The 19,429-nt window shown below is 70.1% G+C and carries 11 protein-coding genes; 3 read left to right on the top strand and 8 right to left on the bottom strand.

Translation table 11 applies throughout. The features are described 5' to 3' along the window. The 3 genes from ACM6LU_RS25415 to ACM6LU_RS25405 form a co-directional block, all read right to left on the bottom strand. Positions 1 to 804 carry an MlaE family ABC transporter permease gene (locus ACM6LU_RS25415; RefSeq protein ID WP_414940273.1) on the bottom strand — a complete coding sequence of 268 codons (804 nt, stop codon included), beginning with the start codon at positions 802 to 804 and terminating at the stop codon, positions 1 to 3. 2 nt (positions 805 to 806) lie between these two features. After that, positions 807 to 1,583 (bottom strand): hypothetical protein, encoded by a 777-nt coding sequence (locus ACM6LU_RS25410; protein ID WP_414940272.1) that lies wholly within the window; start codon positions 1,581 to 1,583, stop codon positions 807 to 809. Between the two features lie 199 nt (positions 1,584 to 1,782). After that, positions 1,783 to 3,366, bottom strand: a complete 1,584-nt coding sequence (locus ACM6LU_RS25405) for a DUF6801 domain-containing protein (RefSeq protein WP_414940271.1) — start codon at positions 3,364 to 3,366, stop codon at positions 1,783 to 1,785. Between the two features lie 336 nt (positions 3,367 to 3,702). Between ACM6LU_RS25405 and ACM6LU_RS25400 the strand changes: the two genes are divergently transcribed. Together ACM6LU_RS25400 and ACM6LU_RS25395 are read left to right on the top strand one after the other, a co-directional pair. Further along, positions 3,703 to 4,647 carry an ATP-binding cassette domain-containing protein gene (locus ACM6LU_RS25400; RefSeq protein WP_414940270.1) on the top strand — a complete coding sequence of 315 codons (945 nt, stop codon included), beginning with the start codon at positions 3,703 to 3,705 and terminating at the stop codon, positions 4,645 to 4,647. Further along, positions 4,644 to 5,495: an ABC transporter permease gene (locus ACM6LU_RS25395; RefSeq protein WP_414940269.1), complete on the top strand. Its 852-nt coding sequence runs from the start codon at positions 4,644 to 4,646 to the stop codon at positions 5,493 to 5,495. The genes ACM6LU_RS25400 and ACM6LU_RS25395 overlap by 4 nt, the downstream gene beginning before the upstream one ends. Before the next feature lie 115 nt (positions 5,496 to 5,610). On the opposite strand, the gene ACM6LU_RS25390 is transcribed toward ACM6LU_RS25395, so the two are convergent. The 5 genes from ACM6LU_RS25390 to ACM6LU_RS25370 all read right to left on the bottom strand — a co-directional run bounded on the left by ACM6LU_RS25390 (position 5,611) and on the right by ACM6LU_RS25370 (position 18,325). Then, a complete protein-coding gene (locus ACM6LU_RS25390; protein WP_414940268.1) occupies positions 5,611 to 6,744 on the bottom strand; it encodes a glycosyltransferase in 1,134 nt (377 codons plus the stop codon). Next, positions 6,741 to 7,526: an alpha/beta fold hydrolase gene (locus ACM6LU_RS25385; protein ID WP_414940267.1), complete on the bottom strand. Its 786-nt coding sequence runs from the start codon at positions 7,524 to 7,526 to the stop codon at positions 6,741 to 6,743. The genes ACM6LU_RS25390 and ACM6LU_RS25385 overlap by 4 nt, the downstream gene beginning before the upstream one ends. A 4-nt stretch (positions 7,527 to 7,530) precedes the next feature. Next, positions 7,531 to 7,830 carry a phosphopantetheine-binding protein gene (locus tag ACM6LU_RS25380; RefSeq protein ID WP_414940266.1) on the bottom strand — a complete coding sequence of 100 codons (300 nt, stop codon included), beginning with the start codon at positions 7,828 to 7,830 and terminating at the stop codon, positions 7,531 to 7,533. A 152-nt stretch (positions 7,831 to 7,982) separates the two neighbouring features. Continuing rightward, on the bottom strand, positions 7,983 to 12,005 hold the full coding sequence (locus ACM6LU_RS25375; RefSeq protein WP_414940265.1) for a beta-ketoacyl synthase N-terminal-like domain-containing protein: 4,023 nt from the start codon (positions 12,003 to 12,005) through the stop codon (positions 7,983 to 7,985). Further along, a complete protein-coding gene (locus ACM6LU_RS25370; protein ID WP_414940264.1) occupies positions 11,999 to 18,325 on the bottom strand; it encodes an SDR family NAD(P)-dependent oxidoreductase in 6,327 nt (2,108 codons plus the stop codon). The genes ACM6LU_RS25375 and ACM6LU_RS25370 overlap by 7 nt, the downstream gene beginning before the upstream one ends. 302 nt (positions 18,326 to 18,627) lie before the next feature. On the opposite strand from ACM6LU_RS25370, the gene ACM6LU_RS25365 reads away from it, so the two are divergent. Then, positions 18,628 to 19,428 (top strand): SDR family oxidoreductase, encoded by an 801-nt coding sequence (locus ACM6LU_RS25365; RefSeq protein ID WP_414940263.1) that lies wholly within the window; start codon positions 18,628 to 18,630, stop codon positions 19,426 to 19,428. The last annotated feature ends 1 nt before the right edge of the window (position 19,429 follow it).

The raw sequence follows: 19,429 nt of genomic DNA, 5'->3' as shown, positions 1-19,429 counted from the left end.
TCAGGTTCCCTTCGCGGGGACGAGCTGCAGATACAGCGCGGTCAGGATGGTGTTGACGAAGAACAGGAGCAGGAACGTGATCACCACCGACTGATTGACGACGTCGCCGACGCCTTTGGGGCCGCCTCTGGGGTTCAGTCCCCGGTAGGCCGCGACGACACCGGCGAGGAAGCCGAAGATGAAGGCCTTGATCGAGCTGATGACGAGGTCGGGAAGCTGGGCCAGCGCGTTGAAGCTGGCGAGGTACGCGCCCGGCGTCCCGCCCTGCACGATGACGTTGAAGAAGTAGCCGCCGAGCACACCGACGACGCTGACCAAACCGTTGAGCAGCACCGAAACCCCAATAGCGGCCTGCACCCGCGGGACGATCAGCCGGTGGATCGGTGAGACGCCGAGCACCTCCATCGCGTCGATCTCCTCGCGGATGGAGCGAGCACCGAGGTCCGCGCAGATCGCCGAACCACCGGCACCGGCGATGATCAGCGTCGTCACGATCGGGCTGGCCTGCTGCACGACGGCCAGGACACTCGCGGCACCGTTGAACTGCTGCGCGCCGATCTGGCTCGTGAGCGAGCCGAGTTGCAGCGAGATGACCGCGCCGAACGGGATCGACACGAGGATCGCCGGCGTGATCGACACACTGGCGATGAACCAGAACTGCTGGATGAACTCGCGGACCTGCACCGGGCGGCGGAACATCGCGAGGATGACGTCGAGTCCCATGGCGCACATGCGGCCGAACTCGCGCACTCCCGCGGCGGCCTTCTCCGGGGCTCGGGCGAGGAAGGTGACGGGATTTGCCATCGTCAGGCTCCGCATCCATTGGGGGGCGCACCCGAGCCGACACACCGCAGCTTGAGGTTGGTGACCAGGGTGTTGCCCGGCCCGGCCACCAGACCGGTGAGCAACGGGCTCAGATCTTCACGGACCCCGCACCCGGTGAAGCCCGGAGTGGAGAAGGTACTGGTGATCTTTACCGACGAAGCGGGGAACGCGAGCGGCACCAGCGCCTTGATGTTCACCGCGGCGGATTGCGCCGTCCGGCAGTTCGGGCCGACGTCGAGCACCTTGCCGTCCACTTTGACGTTCGACAGCTTGATGAACACCTTCGACGTGACATCGGTGTGCGCGCAGATGATGGTGCCCACTTCCTTGCAGTCGCCCGTGGCGCCGGTGTCCACATCGACGACCCCGGTCGAGTCGCCGTCCGGGATGAGTTCGACGGTGCCGGTGGCGGGCATGAACCGGAAGGAGACGAAGTAACTCGACGTCGCCGGGATGGCGAGCTTGCCGGAGATCGGCGACTTGTCGGTGAAACCGAGGATCATGCCGTCGAACAGGCCCTGCGGGAACGTGATGTCCGAACCGAGTTTCGCGACGCGGCTCGTCGTGGGCTGCTGTTCATCGCCGACGTAGAAACTGAACTTCAGCCCGGCCTGCGCGGCGGACGGCGGCTGCTCGAGGTCGGCCTGCCGGACCTGACCTGGATCGGCGGCGGAGGCGGAAGCCAGCGAAAGCGCCCCCAGCCCCAGCACCGCCGGGAGCAGGAAGGCGCGCAGAACGCGCCCGGTCATCACTGACATTCGGGCTTCCTCACTTCGACTTCTCCGGCCGAACGGCCAACTTGTCCAGCACGCTACTGGCGGAAGATCAGGGAAACAAGTAATTCGGGAATGGCGGGGCGGCGACGGTGAAAGGTTGTAATGAGGGTAACTGTTTTGGAGTGGGACTCGTGAGTGGTAATGACGGTTCCCACCGTCATTACCACCCACGAGACTTGACCTACTTCTTGGTGAGGTTCACTTCCAGGCTGTTCCCGTCACCCGAAGCCATCGCGCTGATCATCGGGGTGAGCAGGCCACAACCGCGGAACTGCGGCAGCCTGTACTCAGCCGTCAGCTTGCCGCCCTTCATCGGGTTGAAGCCGTGCGACGAAACCAACGGGATGTCGGCGGGCTGAGCCGTCTTGCACGTCGAACTCGCCAGGATCGGGAAGCCGAACAACCGCACCGTGAGCAGCTTGACGTCGGCCTTCGCGTCGGCCTTGACCGCACCGGCGTTGACGGTGCCCGTCACGTCGCCGACCTGGTTGATCTTCACCGTCGCCGAGGCGGGGAAGAAGCCGAGGAAGCGGAACTGCACCGAAGACGGCGGCAGCGAAAGCTGCCCGGTGAATTTGCCCGACTGCGCGTTCAGCTTCGCGGTGAACTCACCGGGGCCCAGCGGCAGCTTGGCGTTCAGCCCCGCGATGGTGGTCTTGCCCTTGACGCCGTAGACGATCTTCGTGTCACCCGGCGGCTGCGTCGTGGTCGGCGCGGTGGTCGGGCTCGTCGGCTGGGTCGTCGGCGTCGGCTCCGAGGTGGGCGTCGTCGGCGTGGTCGGAGTGGGCGAGGTGGTGGGAGTCGGTTCCGTGGTCGGAGTCGGCGTGGGTTCGGAGGTCGGGGTCGGTTCGCTCGTCGGAGTGGTCGGCGTCGTCGAAGTCGGAGTCGGCGTCGGCTCGCTCGTCGGGGTGGGCGTCGGCTCCGAGGTCGGAGTCGGCGTGGGTTCGGAGGTCGGAGTCGGCGTGGGTTCAGAGGTCGGAGTCGGTTCGCTCGTCGGAGTGGTCGGCGTCGTCGAAGTCGGCGTCGGCTCGCTCGTCGGAGTAGTCGGCGTCGTCGAAGTCGGAGTCGGAGTCGGCTCGCTCGTCGGGGTGGGCGTCGGCTCCGAGGTCGGAGTCGGAGAAGTGGGCGTCGTCGTACCACCGCCCGCGGGCTTGATCTCGAACGTCCCCAGCTGCTGGTTCTGTCCAGGCTGGACGACGCAGTCCGAGGTGAACGTGCCGAGGTCGGTCGGCTGCCCCTGCGCGTTCTTCGGCGTCATGGTCGTGCTGAAGTTCCCGACCGTCACCGAGGCGGTGCCGGCGCTCGGGAACGTGACCGCGGGCGCCTTGCCGCTGGTCTTGACGTGGAAATCACCTGACTCCGGCACCGGCGTGACCGGGATGACCAGCGGCAGGCCGAGGTTCAGTGTCTTGTCGACCGGATACTTCAGCACCGCGCCTGCCTTCGCGCTGCCCTCGACGGTGGTGGCGCCGACCAGCCCGAGCCCGGCGGTCGCGTCCGCCGGAACGGTGACGTCGACGTCGAACGTGATCGGGGTGGACGTCTTGCCCGCGACGGCGTCGTCCGGCAGGACGGTGTCGATCTTCACGACCAGGATCTGGTTACCGATCAGCGGAAACGGACAGGTGTACTTCAACGTCAGCGACGCGGGCGCCGCCTCGCTCATGCCCGCGCCGGCAATGCCCAGGGTGGCCGCGACGGCGGCCACCGTACCGGCGGCCAAGGCCTGCACGGATCTTTTCGACTTCAGTGGGGGGAACTTCACAACGGTCACTCCCGGGGAATCGGAGAAATTGCGTGACACGGCCGAAACGGCACCGTCACGAAAGCGGTAAATTACCTCTGCCAACCCGCACCGGCAAGGACATCGAATCCGGCGTCTTTTCTTTGTCATCCACATGCGGTCAGGTGCATAATTCACTGGCATCGAGGTCCGCCCGAAATCACTTTTGTCACTTTCGTCTGCGAACGGGAACGAGAAACTGTCACCTGCGCGTTCTTGTGACGTGCGTGCGGGAGACGACGGCCGGGATTGTCACGCGCGTCCGGAGTCCGCGACCGTTCATTGCGGCCGTACCGAAACCACCGCTACGTTCGGCGAATGGAGCAGGCTGCCATCGAGGTGACCGGCCTCGCCAAGCACTACGGTGAGGTGACCGCCCTCGCCGGCGTCAGTCTTCGTGTCGACCGTGGCACCGTGCTCGCGGTGCTCGGCCACAACGGCGCCGGTAAGACGACGCTGATCGACATCCTCAGCACCCGGGTGAAACCGAGCGGCGGAAGCGCCAAGGTCTGCGGTTTCGACGTCGTCCGCGCCGGGCATGACGTCCGGCGGCGGATCGGGGTCACCGGCCAGTTCGCGGCGGTCGACGACGCGCTCTCCGGCCGCGGCAATCTCGAGCTCGTCGCGCGGTTGCTGGGCGCGAACCGGCGCCAGGCCAGTGCCCGTGCGGCCGAACTGCTCGCCATGTTCGGCCTCGACGACGCCGCGGACCGGCCCGCGCGCACGTACTCCGGCGGGATGCGGCGACGGCTCGATCTCGCCGCCGGTCTCGTCGGCTCCCCCGAGGTCCTCTTCCTGGACGAACCGACGACCGGACTCGACCCGCTCAGCCGCGCGGGGCTCTGGGACGGCGTCGAACTGCTCGCCGCCCGGGGCACCACCGTCGTGCTCACCACGCAGTACCTCGAGGAGGCGGACAGGCTGGCGGATCACGTCATCGTGCTGGGGCTGGGGCACGTCACGGTTTCCGGGCGGCCGTCGGAACTGAAGGCCCGGCTCGGGGAACGGACCGCGACCCTGACCTTCGGCACCGGACTCGCCGCCCACCGGGCGCTGGGCGCACTGCACCGGCTCGGCATGAGCTGCACGACGTCGGCCTCCGGGCTGGTGATCGGCGTCGCGCTGTCCGGGCCCTCGGACATCACGGTGCTGGTCCGCGCGCTGGACGCGGCGGGCGCGCCGATGAAGGACCTCACCGTCGCCGAGCCGACGCTCGACGACGTCTACCTTTCCCTGCACCGGATTCCGGCGGTCCCGTCATGACCGAGGCACGGCACCGCGCACCTTCGCCGGTTGTCCTCTCCGATCCGGCTTCGTGGCAGCCGAGTACTTTCGCCACCCAGGTCCGTGTCCTCGCCGGGCGCTCGCTGAAGACCGCGTTCGGCGACCGGCGGCTGGTGTTCTTCGGTCTCCTGCAACCGATCGTGCTGCTCCTGCTGTTCAGCCAGGTCTTCAACGGCGTCAGCACGCTGCCCGGTGTCGCGGCCTACCAGGGCTACGTGAACTTCCTCGTCCCGGCGACACTGGTGAACATCGCGATGACCACGGCGATGAGTTCGGGCGCCGGCCTGCTCGCGGAGATCTACAGTGGCTTCACCGGACGCCTTCGATGCATGCCCATCAGCCTTTCGGCCGTCCTGGTGGCCCGCACCATCTCCGATTCCGCCCGGCTCGCGGTGCAGCTACTCGTGACGGCGCTCACCAGTGTGGTGCTGCTCGGTTTCCGGCCGACCGGCGGGGTTTTCGGTGTCACCGCGGCGCTTCTGCTCACGCTCGTCGTCGGCTGGTGCCTGAGCTGGATCTTCGTCGCCATCACGACCTGGCTGCGCAAGGCCGAAACCCTGCAGATGGCGTCCTTCGTGGTCATGTTCCCGCTGATGTTCTCCTCCAGCGCCTACATGCCGCTCGAGACCATGCCGACCTGGCTGCGGGTGGCCTCGGCGATCAACCCGCTGACCTACGCGATCGACGCGACCAGGGCGCTCGCGCTGGGACGGCCGTCGGGCTGGTCGATCCCCGTGTCGCTCGCGATCGCGGCCGTCGCGGCGCTGGCGGGCGGTTGGATCGCGGCAAGGACGTTCCGGTCACCCGGGGAGGTCGCGCCACGGTGAGGTGGCCCGCGCATGTCCGTGAAGGACTCCTTAAGGGACTCTGGGTCTCTCAAGGAGTCCTTCACGGACTTCGGCGGTGCGGGGAGCGCAGTGTGTGTGGCCGGTGCAGCGCCGCCTAACGCGGCAAGGACTCCAGGTGGTCCGCGGCGGCCACCACTCCCCCGGCCGCCGCGAACGATGCCCGCACCCGCGCGGCCGCCGCGGCGTAGGCGGGCTCGGTCAGCACTTCGGTGAGCGTGCCGCGGATGTCCGGTGCCTTCACGCGGTCGAAGCGCAGCCGCAGCCCCACGCCCGCGGCCTCGACCTGTTGAGCCAGCATCGACTGGTCGTCCCGGATCGGCGCGATCACCAGCGGCAGCCCGGACGCGAGGGTCTCGCTGACGGTGTTGTGCCCACCGTGACAAATCACCGCCGCCGCCTTCCGCACCACTTCCGCCTGCGGGATCCGCCTGGCCATCAGCACTTCCTCGCTGAGCAGTTCGCCGGTGGGGTCGACGACCAGACCCTGGACGTCGGGCATCCCGGCGAGGGCGTCGACGCATTCGGACAGGAAGCGGCGGCCGAGAGCGGCGTTGGCGGTGCCGAGGGTGGCGAGGACGAGCGGGCGGCCGTCGAGCCGGTCCCACGAGAAGCCCACCGGGGGCGCGGGAGCCAGCGCCGGACCGACGAACCGGACCGCGTGCGCGTCGGCGATCGGCCCGGTCAGTGACACGGTGGTGAAAGCGAGGACGAGGTCCGGGGAAAAGCGCAGGTCGCCACAGGACACCTTGTGCCGCGTCCGGAGGTCTTCCTGCAGCCTGTCGACCCAGGCGGCGATCTTCGGCATGGTGCCGAGCGGGTCGCCGAGTTCGGTCGACGTCGACGCCGAGGTCACCCACGGCAGACCTCGGCGGCTCGCCACGAGAGCGCCCGCGAAAGCCTGCTGGTCGGCGAGCACGACGTCGGGCCGGAAAGCGGCCACCGCCCTCTCGACCCCGGGGACCATCGCGTCCGCGAGCGGGACAAGATACTGCTCCCACAAAAACTTCAGTGCCGCGAAGCCGCGCAGGCCCTCGGGACGCCGCTCCACGGCGAACTCCAGCGCGTCCCCGGCCGCGTACACCCGGCCCGCCCTTGTCAACTCCGAAGTCGTGGGTTCCGGACCGCACCAGGCGACGTCGTGGCCACGGCCCAGGAGTTCGGCGGCCACCGCGCGCAACGGCGCCACATGTCCGGTGAGCGGCGGGACGACCAGCAGGAACCGGCTCATCCGCGCGGCCCCCCGTGCCGGGCGATCCAGTTCAGCAGCAGCTCCCGCACCTCACGGTGCTGCTCGACGAGCACCGAATGCCCCTGACCCTCGAACACGTGCAACTCGCCTCTGGGCAACAAGGACGTCAGCGCGTTGAGGTCGTCGGCCTGATAGCCGTGACTGCCCAAAATGGACAGTACGGGGCAGTCGATCCCCGCCACCTGGTCCAGGGTCAGCAACGGGCCGAGCGGCACCTCCTCGGCCATCGTCGTGGACATGATCCGCTCGGCCGCCATTCTCGCCAGCCGCCGGTGATGGGCGCTGTAGTTGGCTTCGATCCAGTCGAAGCTCTCCTCGACCTTCAAGAACCGCACGGTGTGCTCGAGGATCTGCGCCATCTTGTCCGCCCACAGTTCGGTGGCGGGCTCCGACTCGATGCACACGATGCTGCGCACGCGCTCCGGATTCGCGACGGCGTAGCTGTACGCGAGGGTGCCGCCGAAACTGTTGCCCACCAGGTGCACCGGCCGGTCGAGGTCGAGCTGGGCGAGCAGGTCGTCGAGGTCGGCGATGAAGTCCGCGATCGTGTACCCGCGCTCGGGACGTTCGGTCTTGCCGTGCCCGCGCAGGTCGTAGCTGATCACGTCCACCCCGGCGGCGGCGACCGGCGGGGCCAGTGTGAGGTAGAAGCTCGCCAGGCTGTCGGTGCCCATGCCGTGCAGGAACACCACGGTCTCGGTACCCCCGCCGGGCACGAGGTGCACGTTCGTGCGCAGCCCGTTGACGGTCATCGTCGGCACCGTCTCAGCCCCGTTCGCCGAGGCGGGCGGCCACGTAGTCGGCGATGTCGCCGACCCGCAGTTCGATCACGTCGTCGAGATCCTTCTCCGCCAGGAACTCCGCGAGATTGACGTCCGCACCGAAGAACTCGGCGAGGATGCTCGCGAACGTCACCAGGTCGATGCTCTCCAGCTGGAGATCCTCGTGGAAAGTGGTCTGCGGGGTGATCTCGATGCCGAGGACGTCGACGTCCCCCACCAGTTCTCTCAGCAATTCGGCCACGGTGCCGAAGACCGACGCCGGGCTCTGCTGTTCGATCGTCATGTCTGCTCCTGTTCCTCAATGTTTGCGGTGAACCCGCGGCCGCGATCGACGTCGGCAGGGCGCGGCCAGGGAGACCACGTCCGGCGGGCGGGCAGGGCGGGTCCACGCGTCTGGTCCTTTGCCCAAGGACATCTCAGCTCCGCCCACCGTTCCTACCCGCGGTTCCAGGCCACCACGTGCCCCGGTATCCCGGCGAACTCCATCCCCGCGCCGATCTCCTCGGCCAGCCCGGCCGAATCACCCTCGGCCCGGATCGCGATCCGGGGCGGCGTCGCGCCCCGTTCCCGGACGAGGGCGACCGCCACGTCTTTGATCGTCGCGACGGCCACCGCCAGGTCCGGCAGTTCCCGGCCGTGAAGACCGGTCACCGTGGTCCCGTCGGCGCTGACCCGGATTTCGGCCGGGTAAACGCCGTCCAGCCCGAGTTTCGCGCGCACGGCGTCCTTGATCGCGATCCGTTCCAGCAGCCAGCCGCGCTGCCGTCGGGGCGCGCAGGCGGCGAATTCGGCGCGTTCCGCCGAACCGAGGTGGACGCCGGCGTAGATGTCGCGCGCGGCCGGGCTCGGCCACCGGTCGGTGACCAGCGTCCAGCCACCGGGGTGGTCCTCGGAAAGCCGGTACCGGTCAGGGAAGGCGTAGACCCGGTGAGCGGGCCGGTCGCACGGGAACCGGATGTCCCGCCATTGTTCGATCCGGGCCAGTACGGCGCCGTCGCGCACCAGTTCGGCGTCCATCTCCAGCACGTCCGGCCGCGGCAGCCGGACCCGGACGACGCACTGGAGCGACGTGCCCGGCGCCGGTTCCGGGCCGTACCAGGTGATCCGGCCCATCGACGTCGGGAACGCCAGCAGCGCGTCCGCCTTGGTGGCCATCAGCCAGCAGCCCAGCAGCTGTCCGACGTTGTCCAGCAGCGCGCCGGGCGCCGTCGGCACGACGAGGTCGCCGCGGATGTGCCGTTCGCCGAGCCCGGTGAGCCTGGCGAGCCCTCGGTACGCGGGGCCGTGGAACATCTCACGGCGCGAGTAGATCTCGGCGGCGCTCAGCGGGGGCGCGGTTTCCGGTCCAGGCAGCGGGGACGGCCGGGGAGCCGTGGGATACCGCGATGTCAGCTGGACGTCCATACTGGCGTGCGGTCCGATTTGGACACTGATCCGGTCGCCCTCACGGGTCATCGAAAGCGGCACGCGCCGCGCGGGGGCGGCGATCAGCCACCGGGAGAAGGCCGCGTTGCGCACGCCGGTCGCGATCATCTCCGGCCAGGCCCGTTCCGCCGCCCGGCAGGCGAGGTCGACCAGCGTCGTGGCGGGGACGGTGGGGCGGAAGTCCGCTTCATCGGGCCAGTCCCCGCGTTGACGGAAGAAGCGGTGATCCGCCAAGTACGGCATCGCCGCGAGCGAGACGTCCACAGTGGACTCGTCGGTGCGCCGGGCGGCCGCGTTGACGACACTCGCGGCGGCCTGCCTGGTCTCGGCGAGCAGCGCGGTGAACTCGGCGACGATCGCGTCCGGCACGCCGTCGGCCAGTTCGGGAACCGTGTCGTCGAACATGCCCTTGGCGTCGCCGTCGACCGAGAGCAGGCCGCCCGCCGTGTCGATCCGGGTGCGGCGCGGCTCCAGTACGTCGAACGCGGGCCGCCCACCCTCCACCCAGACCGCGGTGGCCACCCGGCGCAGCTGGGCGAGACCGGGCTTCGTGCCGGACGACGCCGCGATGACCAGATGCGGCCGCTCCCCCAGCGTGTCGGCCACGAACGAACCGACCTGACCGGCACCCGCCTGCACGAAAACGCGGGCGCCGTCGGCGTGGAGCGCGTCGATGAGTTCCCGGAACCGGACCTTGCGCACCAGGTGGGCCAGGTACAGCTCGCGGACCTCCACCGGGTCCTCGGGATACGGCCGGGCCGTGGTCGCCGACCAGACCGGGATCCGCGGTGTCTTCAAGTCCAGTTCCGCCGCGAGCAGGGTGAACGGTCCGAGCCGGGAGCGCATCAGCGGGGTGTGGAACCCGGACCGGAACGGCAGCGTCCGTGCGACGACGCCGTGCTGGGTGCACAGGCGGGCGAGCCGGGCCGCGGCCGCCGGGTCACCGCATACGATCGTCTGCCGTGGCGCGTTCTCGTGGGAGATCATCAATTCCGGCTCGGCGGCGAGCAGCGCGGACGCTCGTTCCGCGGAACAGCCGAGTACCAGGAATTCGGCGTCGGGCAGGGTGAATCCCCGCGGCCAGTACCGGCTCAACATGTCTTCTGTGGACCGACTCGGGTACATCCCGGCGGCCTGCATCGCGGTCCACTCGCCGACGCTGTGCCCGGCGAGCAGGTCCGGGGTGATGGCGAGCCGCCGTAGCGCGGTGTCGAGCAGCAGCCCGACCTGGGACACACTCGACGCTCGGGACAGGACACTCGTCGTCGACCACTCGGGCCGCTCCAGGCCGAAGTGCCGGGCGACGTCGGCGCAGCGCGGTTCCGCGTCCGCCTCCAGCCCCGGGTAGACGAACGCGGTCTTCGCGCCGTCCTGCTCCAGCAAAGGCGCCGTACTGCACCAGATGTCGTTGGGTCCGTGCCAGGACTTGCCCTCCGCCGCGACCTTGGCGAGCACCCTTCGCGCGACTTCGAGCCGCTTTTCGGTCGGTCCGACGATCCCGATGCGGCACGGGCCCCGTCCGCCGGATTCCGGGTCCGGGCCGTCCAGCAGCGCGCGCAGTTCGTCCGGAGTGGACGCCGCGAGCAACAGGATCCGCTCCGGCTCCTCGGTCACCTTCGCCCGGCGCGGACGCGTGGGCGCCGGGTCGGCCTCTTCCAGCACCACATGCGCGTTGACGCCGCCGAAACCGAAGGCGTTGACCGCCGCCCGGCGTGGCACGTCACCGGCGAACCATCGCTCGGCCGTCGCCAAGGTCCGGAACCGGGTCTTGTCCAGCAGCGGACTCGGATCGGCGCAGTTCAGGGTGGGCGGCAGGACGGCGTGGTGCAGCGCGAGCGCCGCCTTGATCAGGCCGGCGGCACCGGCGGTGGGCATGGTGTGCCCGATCATCGCCTTCACCGCGCCGATCGCCGCACGCGGTCCATCCGGCGGGCCGAACACCTCGGCGAGCGTGGCCAGTTCGGCCGCGTCCCCGATCGGCGTCGCGGTCCCGTGTGCTTCCAGCAGGCCGAGTGCGCCGGGTGCGGTGGGATCGAGGCCCGCCGACGCCCACGCGCGGCGCAGTGCCAGGGTCTGGCCCGCCACGGCCGGGCTGAGCAGGCTAGCGCCCTTGCCGTCGCTGGACGTCCCGGACCCGCGCAGCACCGCGTAGACCCGGTCGCCGTCGCGGCGCGCGTCGTAGAACCGTTTCAGCACGACGATCGCCGTGCCCTCGCCGATCAGCAAACCGTCCGCCTCCCGCGAGAACGGGCTGATCCGCTGGCTCGGGGACAGAGCGCCGAGCTGGGTGAACATCGACCAGAGCGTGTCGTCATGGCAATGGTGCACCCCACCCGCCAGCACGACGTCGCAGCGGCGCCGGACGAGTTCACCGATCGCCTGATCCACGGCGAGCAGCGAAGAAGCGCAGGCGGCGTCCACCGTGTACGCGGGGCCGCCGAGGTCCAAGCGGTTGGCCACCCGTGACGCGGCGAGGTTCGGCACCAGCCCGATCGCGGTGTCGGGCCGGAACTCGCCGAGCGGTTCCAGCAACGCGTCCCGCAGCTTGTCGAGCATCTCCGGCCGCGCCGACGGGAGCAGTTCCCGGACGGCGCCGGTGATCTGCCGGACCGACCGGACCCGCTGGTCGAACCGCTGGAGCCCGGGCGACAGATAGCCGCCCCTGCCGAGGATCACGCCCACGCGTTCGAGATCGCCCAGCCGCCGCAGGCCGCCCGCGTCGTCGACCGCGGAAGCGGCGACGGCCAGCGCGACCAGCTGGTCGGGCTCCATCCCGGCGACCGAACTGGGGGCGATGCCGAGACCCGTCGCGTCGAAGTCCAGGCTGTCGGCGACGAACCCGCCGCGCCGCCCGTAGGTGCGGTCGGGGGTGCGACCGTCACCGTCGTGGAAGCTCGGGTCCCAGCGGTGCGGCGGGATCTCGGTGATCGCGTCGGTACCGGAGACGATGTTCCGCCAGTACTCGTCCACAGTGGACGATCCGGGGAGGAACACGCCCATGCCGACGATCGCGACCGGCTCCTGATTCACCACAGCGATGCCGTGTACAGCACCGAGCGGACATCGGCCGGGCCGTAGGCCAGTTCACGCAAGAGGGCGGCGGTGCCTTCGTCCGGGTCGATCAGCGCGACCTCCCGGCGTTCGTACTCGCGCGCCAGTTCCGGTGACACCATGCCGGCGTGGTCGTCCGACGGCGCCCACGGTCCCCAATGGACGGTCAGCGCCCGGCAGCCGGTGCGGTCCGCCCACTGCTCACCAAGGGTCTCCAGTGCGTCGTTCGCCGCCGCGTAGTCGGTCTGGCCCCGGTTGCCCAGTACGGCGGCGATACTGCCGAAGAAGGCCACGAACCCGGGCCGCACGCCGAAGTGCTCCAAAGCGTCGAGCAACGCGCGGGCACCGTCCACTTTGGTCCCGTAAACCGTACGGAACGAGTGCTCGTCCTTGTCCGCCATCAGCTTGTCGTCGATCACCCCGGCCGCGTGGACGACACCGTCGATGCGCCCGTAGCGGGTGTGCAGGTCTTTGACCACCTGCCGGACCGCGGCGCCGTCCCGCACGTCGAGCGACCGGTAGGCCGCGGTACCACCGGCCGCGGTGATCTGGTCGAGCGTCCTGTCGATCTCACGCTGGGCCAGCACGGTACGCACCCGGCGTTCGATGTCCACCAGCGAACCGCCGCGCGCGGCCAAGGCCGACCGCATTCCCGGCGCGTCGCCGGGCAAGTCCTCGTCGCCGGGTTCGGCGGGCCACGGGGTGCGCCCGGCCAGTTCGATCCGGCAGCCGCTCGCCGCCAGCGCGACCGCCGCCCGCGCGGTGATCCCGCGAGCACCACCGATCAGCAGCAACACCGAATCCGGCCCGAGCCCGAGTGCGGTGGTCTCGCCACCGCCGGGACCCGCGCCCGCGTAGGCGACCGAACCGAGAGAGCCCGCGGACGGCTCGAAAGCGGCGCGACCGGCGGTGTCGTACCGAACGGCGGCGGGCCCTTCGGCGATCGCCTCCTCCAGCGCTATCCGCGCGAGGTCCACCGTGGACTCCAGTTCGACCAGTCTCGTCGGCTCGCTCCGTTCCCGCGCCGCGGCGCGGACAAGGCCACGCAGCCCGGCGGTGTGCCCGGCCCCCGGCCTCGCGACCACGATCACCGCGCCCTTGGCACCTTTGAGCAAGGAGAAGACCTGCGTCGCGGCCGGTTCTTCGTTTTCCGACAACGGATTCAGCACGAGCAGGATGTCCGTGTCGTCCAGCGCTCCCGGTACGGCGCCCGCCTCGGCGAACACCGCGCGGACCGACTCGGCCAACTCCTCCTGACCGGGTTCGAAACTCACCGCGATGGTTTTGCCGCCCACCCGGGCGAGGTCCGGTGTCCCGAGCGGCGCGGCTACCCGGCTGAGCAGGTACCGGCCGGGCGCGCGGCCTGCCGGAGCCTCGGCGGGGGCCGGTGTCACGGCGACCGGAGCCGCCGGTTCGAGCCACTTCCGCAGCCGTGCGGCGAGCGCGCTCGCCGTCCGGTCGCGGCTGAGCTGGTCCTGGGCGTCGTCGTGCACCCGTCCGGAGAGGCCGAGTTTCGCCAGCAGCGAGCCCGCGATTTCGGTGCGTTTGATCGAGTCGATGGAAAGATCCGCTTCGAGGTCGAGATCGTCGTCGATCATCTCGGCCGGGTAGCCGGTGCGTTCGCTGATCGCGCCGATGACGGTGGCCAGGACGTCCGTGACGGCGGTCTCGGCGACGGGCTCCGGCGCGATGACGGGCACGATCACCGCCGGGGCCTCGACCGGGGGAAGCAGCACCGGTGCGACCGGGGCCGGTGCCGGAGCGGCGGCGAGGGGCGCGGTGCCGAGGTACCCCAGCATCACGTCCCGCTGCGCGGCCAGCAGTTCGCGGCTGGTGCGGAGGAATTCGACGACGGCCTGGTCACGACCGGGCGCGGGCTGGTTCATGGTCGTCCTCGGGATTCGTCGGGCGGGCACGAGCCCATGGGCGGGGACCTCGCCACCGGGCGCGCGGACGGTCTGGCCGTCCACGGTCCAAGCCGGCGTGGGAAGCGGGCCGACGCGAACTCGGCCACGGAAGAGCCGTTCGGTGCGCACGTCGACGCCCGTGAGCGCCAAACGCGCGAGCGCGGTGAGGAACCCTCGCAGGCCTGGGCCACCGGGATCACAGGCGATCACGGTGTGCGGCCGGTCGCCGAGGATGTCCTCGGCGAGCCGGGAAAGCACCTGCCCTGGGCCCGCCTCGACGAACGTGCGCGCGCCCGCCGCGTACATGTCCTCGATCAGATCGACGAAGCGCACCGGCGATCCGATCTGATCGGCCAGTTCGGCGCGCACCTTCCCGGGCTCGTAGGGCCGGGCGGTGCGGTTCGACCACACCGGCAAGCCCGGCTCGTCGATCTCGGCGTTGTCGAGGTCGACGGCGAACACGTCACTCGCCCCGGCCACCAGCGGGCTGTGGAAGGCGCAGGCGACGGGGATCCGCTTGGCCCCGATCCCCTGCTCCCGCAGCGCGCGGACGGCGTCTTCGATGGCCGCGGTCGGTCCGGAAAGGACGGTCTGCCCGGGTGCGTTGTGGTTGGCCAGCACGACGTCGGACCGGTCGAGGGCGGCGGCCAGTTCCTCGCGGGACGCCTTCACCGCGGCCATCGCCCCCGGGTCGCTGCCCGCGACCTCGGCGATCGAGCGGGCCCTGGCCCGGCTGAGTGCCACCAGGGTCGGGGTGTCGAAGGCACCGGCGACCGACAGCGCGGCCAGTTCGCCGTAGCTGTGGCCCGCCAGCAGATCCGGCCGGACGCCGAGGTCGGCGAGCAACCGGCACACGGCCGACTCGACGAGCCCGAGCGCGGGCTGCGCGACCCGCGTGTCCTTGAGCGCCTCATCCCGCGCCGCGCGTGTTTCCTCGGCGAAGGCACGCGACGGGAACGTGGTCGCGGCGACGTCGGGGGCGAGCCGCAGGACGTCGGCCAGTTCCGGGAAGTGCACGAACAGGTCCGTCAGCATGCCGGTCCGTTGACTGCCCTGCCCGGGAAACAGGAACGCGACCGCACCGGAGTCGGTGTTCCCCGCGGTGAGCCCGCCCCCGTTCTCGGCGGCCTCGCACAGTTCCGCGAGATCACTCGCGACGACCGCGAGCCGCACTGGCTCCGGCCTGCCCCGCTCGGCGGCGAGAGCGGCGATTTCCCGCAGCGGACGACCTTTGTTCATCGACAGGAGCTCGCGCAACGCGGCGCGGGCACCGTCCACATCGGAACCGCGGACCATGACCAGCTCGGCGTCCCAGTCGCGCGGCCCGTGCCGCCGGGCGGGCGGCACTCCCGGTGCGGCCAGCACCGCGTGGAAATTGGTCCCACCGAACCCGAACGCGCTCACGCCCGCGAACTCACGTCCGGGTGGAACCGGCGACGGCCGGGCACCGGTGGAGAAGGTGAAGGGACTGCTCTGGGCGTCCCAGGCGGGGTTCGGCCTGCTCAGGTGCAGCGTGGGCGGCACGACCTCGTGCCACAGCGCCAGCGCCGCCTTCATCAGGCCCGCCAGTCCCGCGGCGCATTTCGTGTGCCCGATCTGGCTTTTCACCGAACCCAGCGCGCACGTGCCTGCCTCGGCTCCCGCGTCGAGGAAGAACTCGGTGAGCGTGGTCAGTTCGGTGGCGTCGCCGACGACCGTGCCGGTGCCGTGCGCCTCCACCAGCGAGACGTCCGCCGGGGACACCCCGGCGTCGCGGTAGGCCCGTTCGAGCGCTCGCCGTTGTCCCTCGGGCCGGGGCGCGGTGAGGCCGAGCGCCTTGCCGTCGCTGGCGGCGCCGACACCCTTGACCACGGCGTAGACCCGGTCGCCGTCACGTTCGGCGTCGGCCCGCCGCTTGAGCACGAGGCACGCCACGCCCTCGCCGAGCGCGATCCCGTCCGCCGCCGCGTCGAACGGACGACACCGGCCGGTCGGCGACAGCGCGCCCGCGGAGGTGAACATGAGGTAGTCGTTGACGCCGTTGTGCAGGTCGACCGCACCGCACAGGACCATCGCGCTCGTGCCCGCCCGCAGTTCCTTCACCGCGAGGTCCAGCGCCGCCAGTGAGGAGCCGCACGCGGCGTCCACGGTGTAGTTGGTGCCGCCGAGGTCGAGCCGGTTGGCGATCCGGCCGGAGATGACGTTGGCGAGTGTACCGGGGAACGAGTCCTCGGTCAGTTCCGGCAACTGCGCGAGCAGTTCTTCCGGGACGTCTTCGAGATAGCTGGGCAGCAGCGCGCGCAGGACCCCGGCGTTCGCCAGGTCACCCCCGGCTTCGGCGCCGAAGATGACGCTGGTGCGCTCACGGTCGAAACCGCCGTCGCCGTAGCCCGCGTCTTCCAGCGCGCGCCGCGCGGTCTGCAACGACACCAGCTGGGCGGGGTCGATACTGCCCATCGACTTCGGGGGAATGCCGTACGCGAGCGGATCGAAGTCCACCGGTGGCAGGAAACCGCCCCACTTGGACGTCGACTGATCCGCGTAGACCTGCTTGTCCCAGCGCTGATCCGGCACCTCGGTGACGGCGTCCGCGCCGCGCAGGACGTTGGACCAGAAGGCCGGGAGGTCGGGGGCCCCGGGAAACACACAAGCCATGCCGACAATGGCGACGTCACCGTCCACAACGGATTCTTCGGGTAGCGCGCGGGAGGCGAGCAGTTCAGCCGCACCCTCGGTGACTTCGCGGTGCAACGTGGCGATATCGGTGCCCTGTTCCCGCAGAACCGTCACCTGTCCAGCCATGTACATACCCTCGGCGAGCTGACCATCGGCGTCCACCTCGACGAGAGCGTCTCCGTCGCGCCGGATCCCCTTGCTCGCGATCCGCAGCCGTCCGGTGTTCAGCTCCTCCAGCCGTTGCCAGCTCTCCTGCGGCGGGACACCGTCCGCGTGGAGCCCGGCCTTCAGCGCGGCGAACTCGTCGGTGTACGGGCTGGGCAGGCAGCGGGTGAGATGTCCGGGCGCGGTCTCCAGGGTGACCGTGGACCCGGCGCCGAGCACCCGGTCCTGGAAGACCTCGGTGATGGCGCCGTGGGCCACGGCTTCCTCGGTGAACAGGTACGCGGTGCCCATCAGGACACCGATCCCGCCGCCCTCCAGTGTCTCCGCCATCGCGGCGACCATGGCGGCGGACCGGGCGTCGTGCACACCGCCCGCGAACAACACTTCGACGTCCTTGGCGCCGTGTTCACCCAAGACGTCCAGTTGCTGCTCCCACAGCACGAAACTCGACCGCGGGCCGACGTGTCCACCGCATTCGGCGCCCTCGAAGACGAACCGGCGGATCCCGGCGTCGAGGAACTGCCGCAGCAGGATCGGCGACGGCACATGCAGGAAGGTCGCGATCCCGTCGGCTTCGAGTGCCTTGGCCTGCGCGGGCTTCCCGCCCGCGATCAGCACGCAGCGCGGGCGCGCGGCCCGGACCGCCGCGAGTTGTTCGGCGCGCAGGGCCTCCGGGACGAAGCCGAGGATGCCCGCGCCCCATGGCCGTTCGCCGAGCGCTTCGGCGGTGCGGCCGAGCAGTTCGGCGGTCTTGGCGCCGTTCGCGGTGGCCACCGCGACGAACGGGAACCCGTCGTGCGCGGCGACGGCGGCGGCGAAACCGGGTTGGTCACTCACCCGCGTCATCGGTCCCTGCACGACCGGGAGGCGGGTCCCCAACGTCCGGCACAGCCGGGCGCCTTGGTCAAGGGGACTCGCCGACGGCGGCGTGGCGAGTGAGCGCACGACCGATCGGACAGCGCTTTCCGCGTCCTCGAAGCGATTCTCGAACAACTTCGCGAGTCCATCGTCGGCCCTGGCGAGTTCGTTCCTCTTCGCCTCGGGCACGTCGGCCTCCGGGAACAGGCCGAGTCCATCGAGCACCACGCCTGCCGCGCCTCCCGTGATCGCGGCCACCGCCGTCCGCGGCCCGATGCCGCCGTACGCCCACACCGGGACGTCCTCACCGAACCGCTCCAGCAACCGCTGCAGCAGGACGAACGTGGTGAGGTCCGAGCCGCCTGCTTCGGAGCCTTTCGCGACCAGACCAGAGGCGCCGGTGCCGAGCATCCGGACGGCCTGCTCGACACCGGTCACCTCGGCCAGCACGGGGACGTCGGCCCTGCCCTGCCAAACTGCCCCTTCGGCCAGCAGGACGAGCCCCGCGCCGCTCTCCCGTACCTCTTCGGACCGCACGTGGCGGTCCTCGGGGATCCGGATACCGAAAGGGAACCCTCCGTCCACTATGGACCCCTTGCCCGCGAGGTCCAGTACGCCGAGGCCACCTCCCCTGGCGACGGCGGCCGCCAGTCCGGCATCCGGACGTCCGAGCGGGTTGACGCCCAGTACCCGCGTGCGCGCCGTCGCAAGACTCACCGGCGGACCTCCTGTTCGGCTGGGGCTGGTCGAACCTCGCCGGGTTCGGCGATCTTCAGCGGGATTCCCAAGAAATAACCTACTTGCCGCAGAGAGCGCAATACTCCCGCATGAAAACTCGGAAAACAAGGGAACGCGTGCTAAAGTCCGGCGCCGGAAACAAATATGTCGACAACGCCAGAACAAGCCTTTGACCTGCACTTTTATCACTCGCATTCCAGATTTTGACACCGCGTCGCTCACCGGCGTAACAAAACAGGCGAATCGTCATCGAAAGCAGAAACAATAACCATGGAGCGCATGTGGAAGTGACAGGACGAGTCGTCGTGCTGACCGGCGCGGCACACGGTATCGGTGCCGCGATGGCCCGGCGGTTCGCCGCCGAGGGCGCCGCCGGAGTGGTGGTCTCCGACCTCGATCTCGACGCGGCCGAGAAGGTCGCCGCCGGAATCACGGCCTCGGGCGGTGCCGCGATCGCGCGCCACGCCGACGCATCGTCCAAAGAGGACTTGAAGATGCTGGTGACCGAGGCGCGGACGGAATTCGGGCCGGTGGACCTGTTCTGTTCCAACGCCGGCGCCGCGTTCGGGACGGGCGTGCACGCCGCCGACGAACAATGGTCGAAGTCGTGGGCGATCAACGTCATGCAGCATGTGCACGCCGCGCAGGTCGCGCTCCCCGCGATGTTGAGCCGTGGTCAGGGATACCTGCTGATCACGGCCTCGGGAGCCGGTCTGCTCGGCACCCCTGGCGACGCGCCCTACTCGGTGACCAAACACGCGGCCGTCGGGCTCGCCGAATGGCTGGCCATCACCTACCGGCCGCGCGGGGTCCGGGTCAGCGCGCTGTGCCCGCTCGGGGTGCGGACCGCGTTGCTGGAACCGGGGATCGCCGCCGGGCACCCCGCCGCGCTCGCGATCGCCGCCGCGGCACCACTGCTGGAACCGGAGGAAGTCGCGGAATCCGTCGTGCACGGCCTGGCGTCGGAGGAGTTCCTGATCCTGCCGCACGAATCGGTACGGGAGACCTACGCGCGCAAGGCGGCGGGTCTCGACGAATGGATCGACCGCACCATCCTGGAAACCGGCGCTCGGAAGAGGTGAG

The organism is Amycolatopsis sp. cmx-11-51 (assembly GCF_047608665.1).
Lineage (GTDB): Bacteria > Actinomycetota > Actinomycetes > Mycobacteriales > Pseudonocardiaceae > Amycolatopsis.
The sequence above is the reverse complement of the archived record's forward strand: the minus strand, read 5'-3'. Positions and strand labels throughout refer to the sequence as shown.

Bases quoted from the DNA above. Each gene is read 5' to 3' on its own strand.
- ACM6LU_RS25390 (WP_414940268.1), bottom strand. From the start codon at position 6,744: ATGAGCCGGTTCCTGCTGGTCGTCCCGCCGCTCACCGGACATGTGGCG.
- ACM6LU_RS25410 (WP_414940272.1), bottom strand. From the start codon at position 1,583: ATGTCAGTGATGACCGGGCGCGTTCTGCGCGCCTTCCTGCTCCCGGCG.
- ACM6LU_RS25400 (WP_414940270.1), top strand. From the start codon at position 3,703: ATGGAGCAGGCTGCCATCGAGGTGACCGGCCTCGCCAAGCACTACGGT.
- ACM6LU_RS25415 (WP_414940273.1), bottom strand. From the start codon at position 804: ATGGCAAATCCCGTCACCTTCCTCGCCCGAGCCCCGGAGAAGGCCGCC.
- ACM6LU_RS25395 (WP_414940269.1), top strand. From the start codon at position 4,644: ATGACCGAGGCACGGCACCGCGCACCTTCGCCGGTTGTCCTCTCCGAT.
- ACM6LU_RS25380 (WP_414940266.1), bottom strand. From the start codon at position 7,830: ATGACGATCGAACAGCAGAGCCCGGCGTCGGTCTTCGGCACCGTGGCC.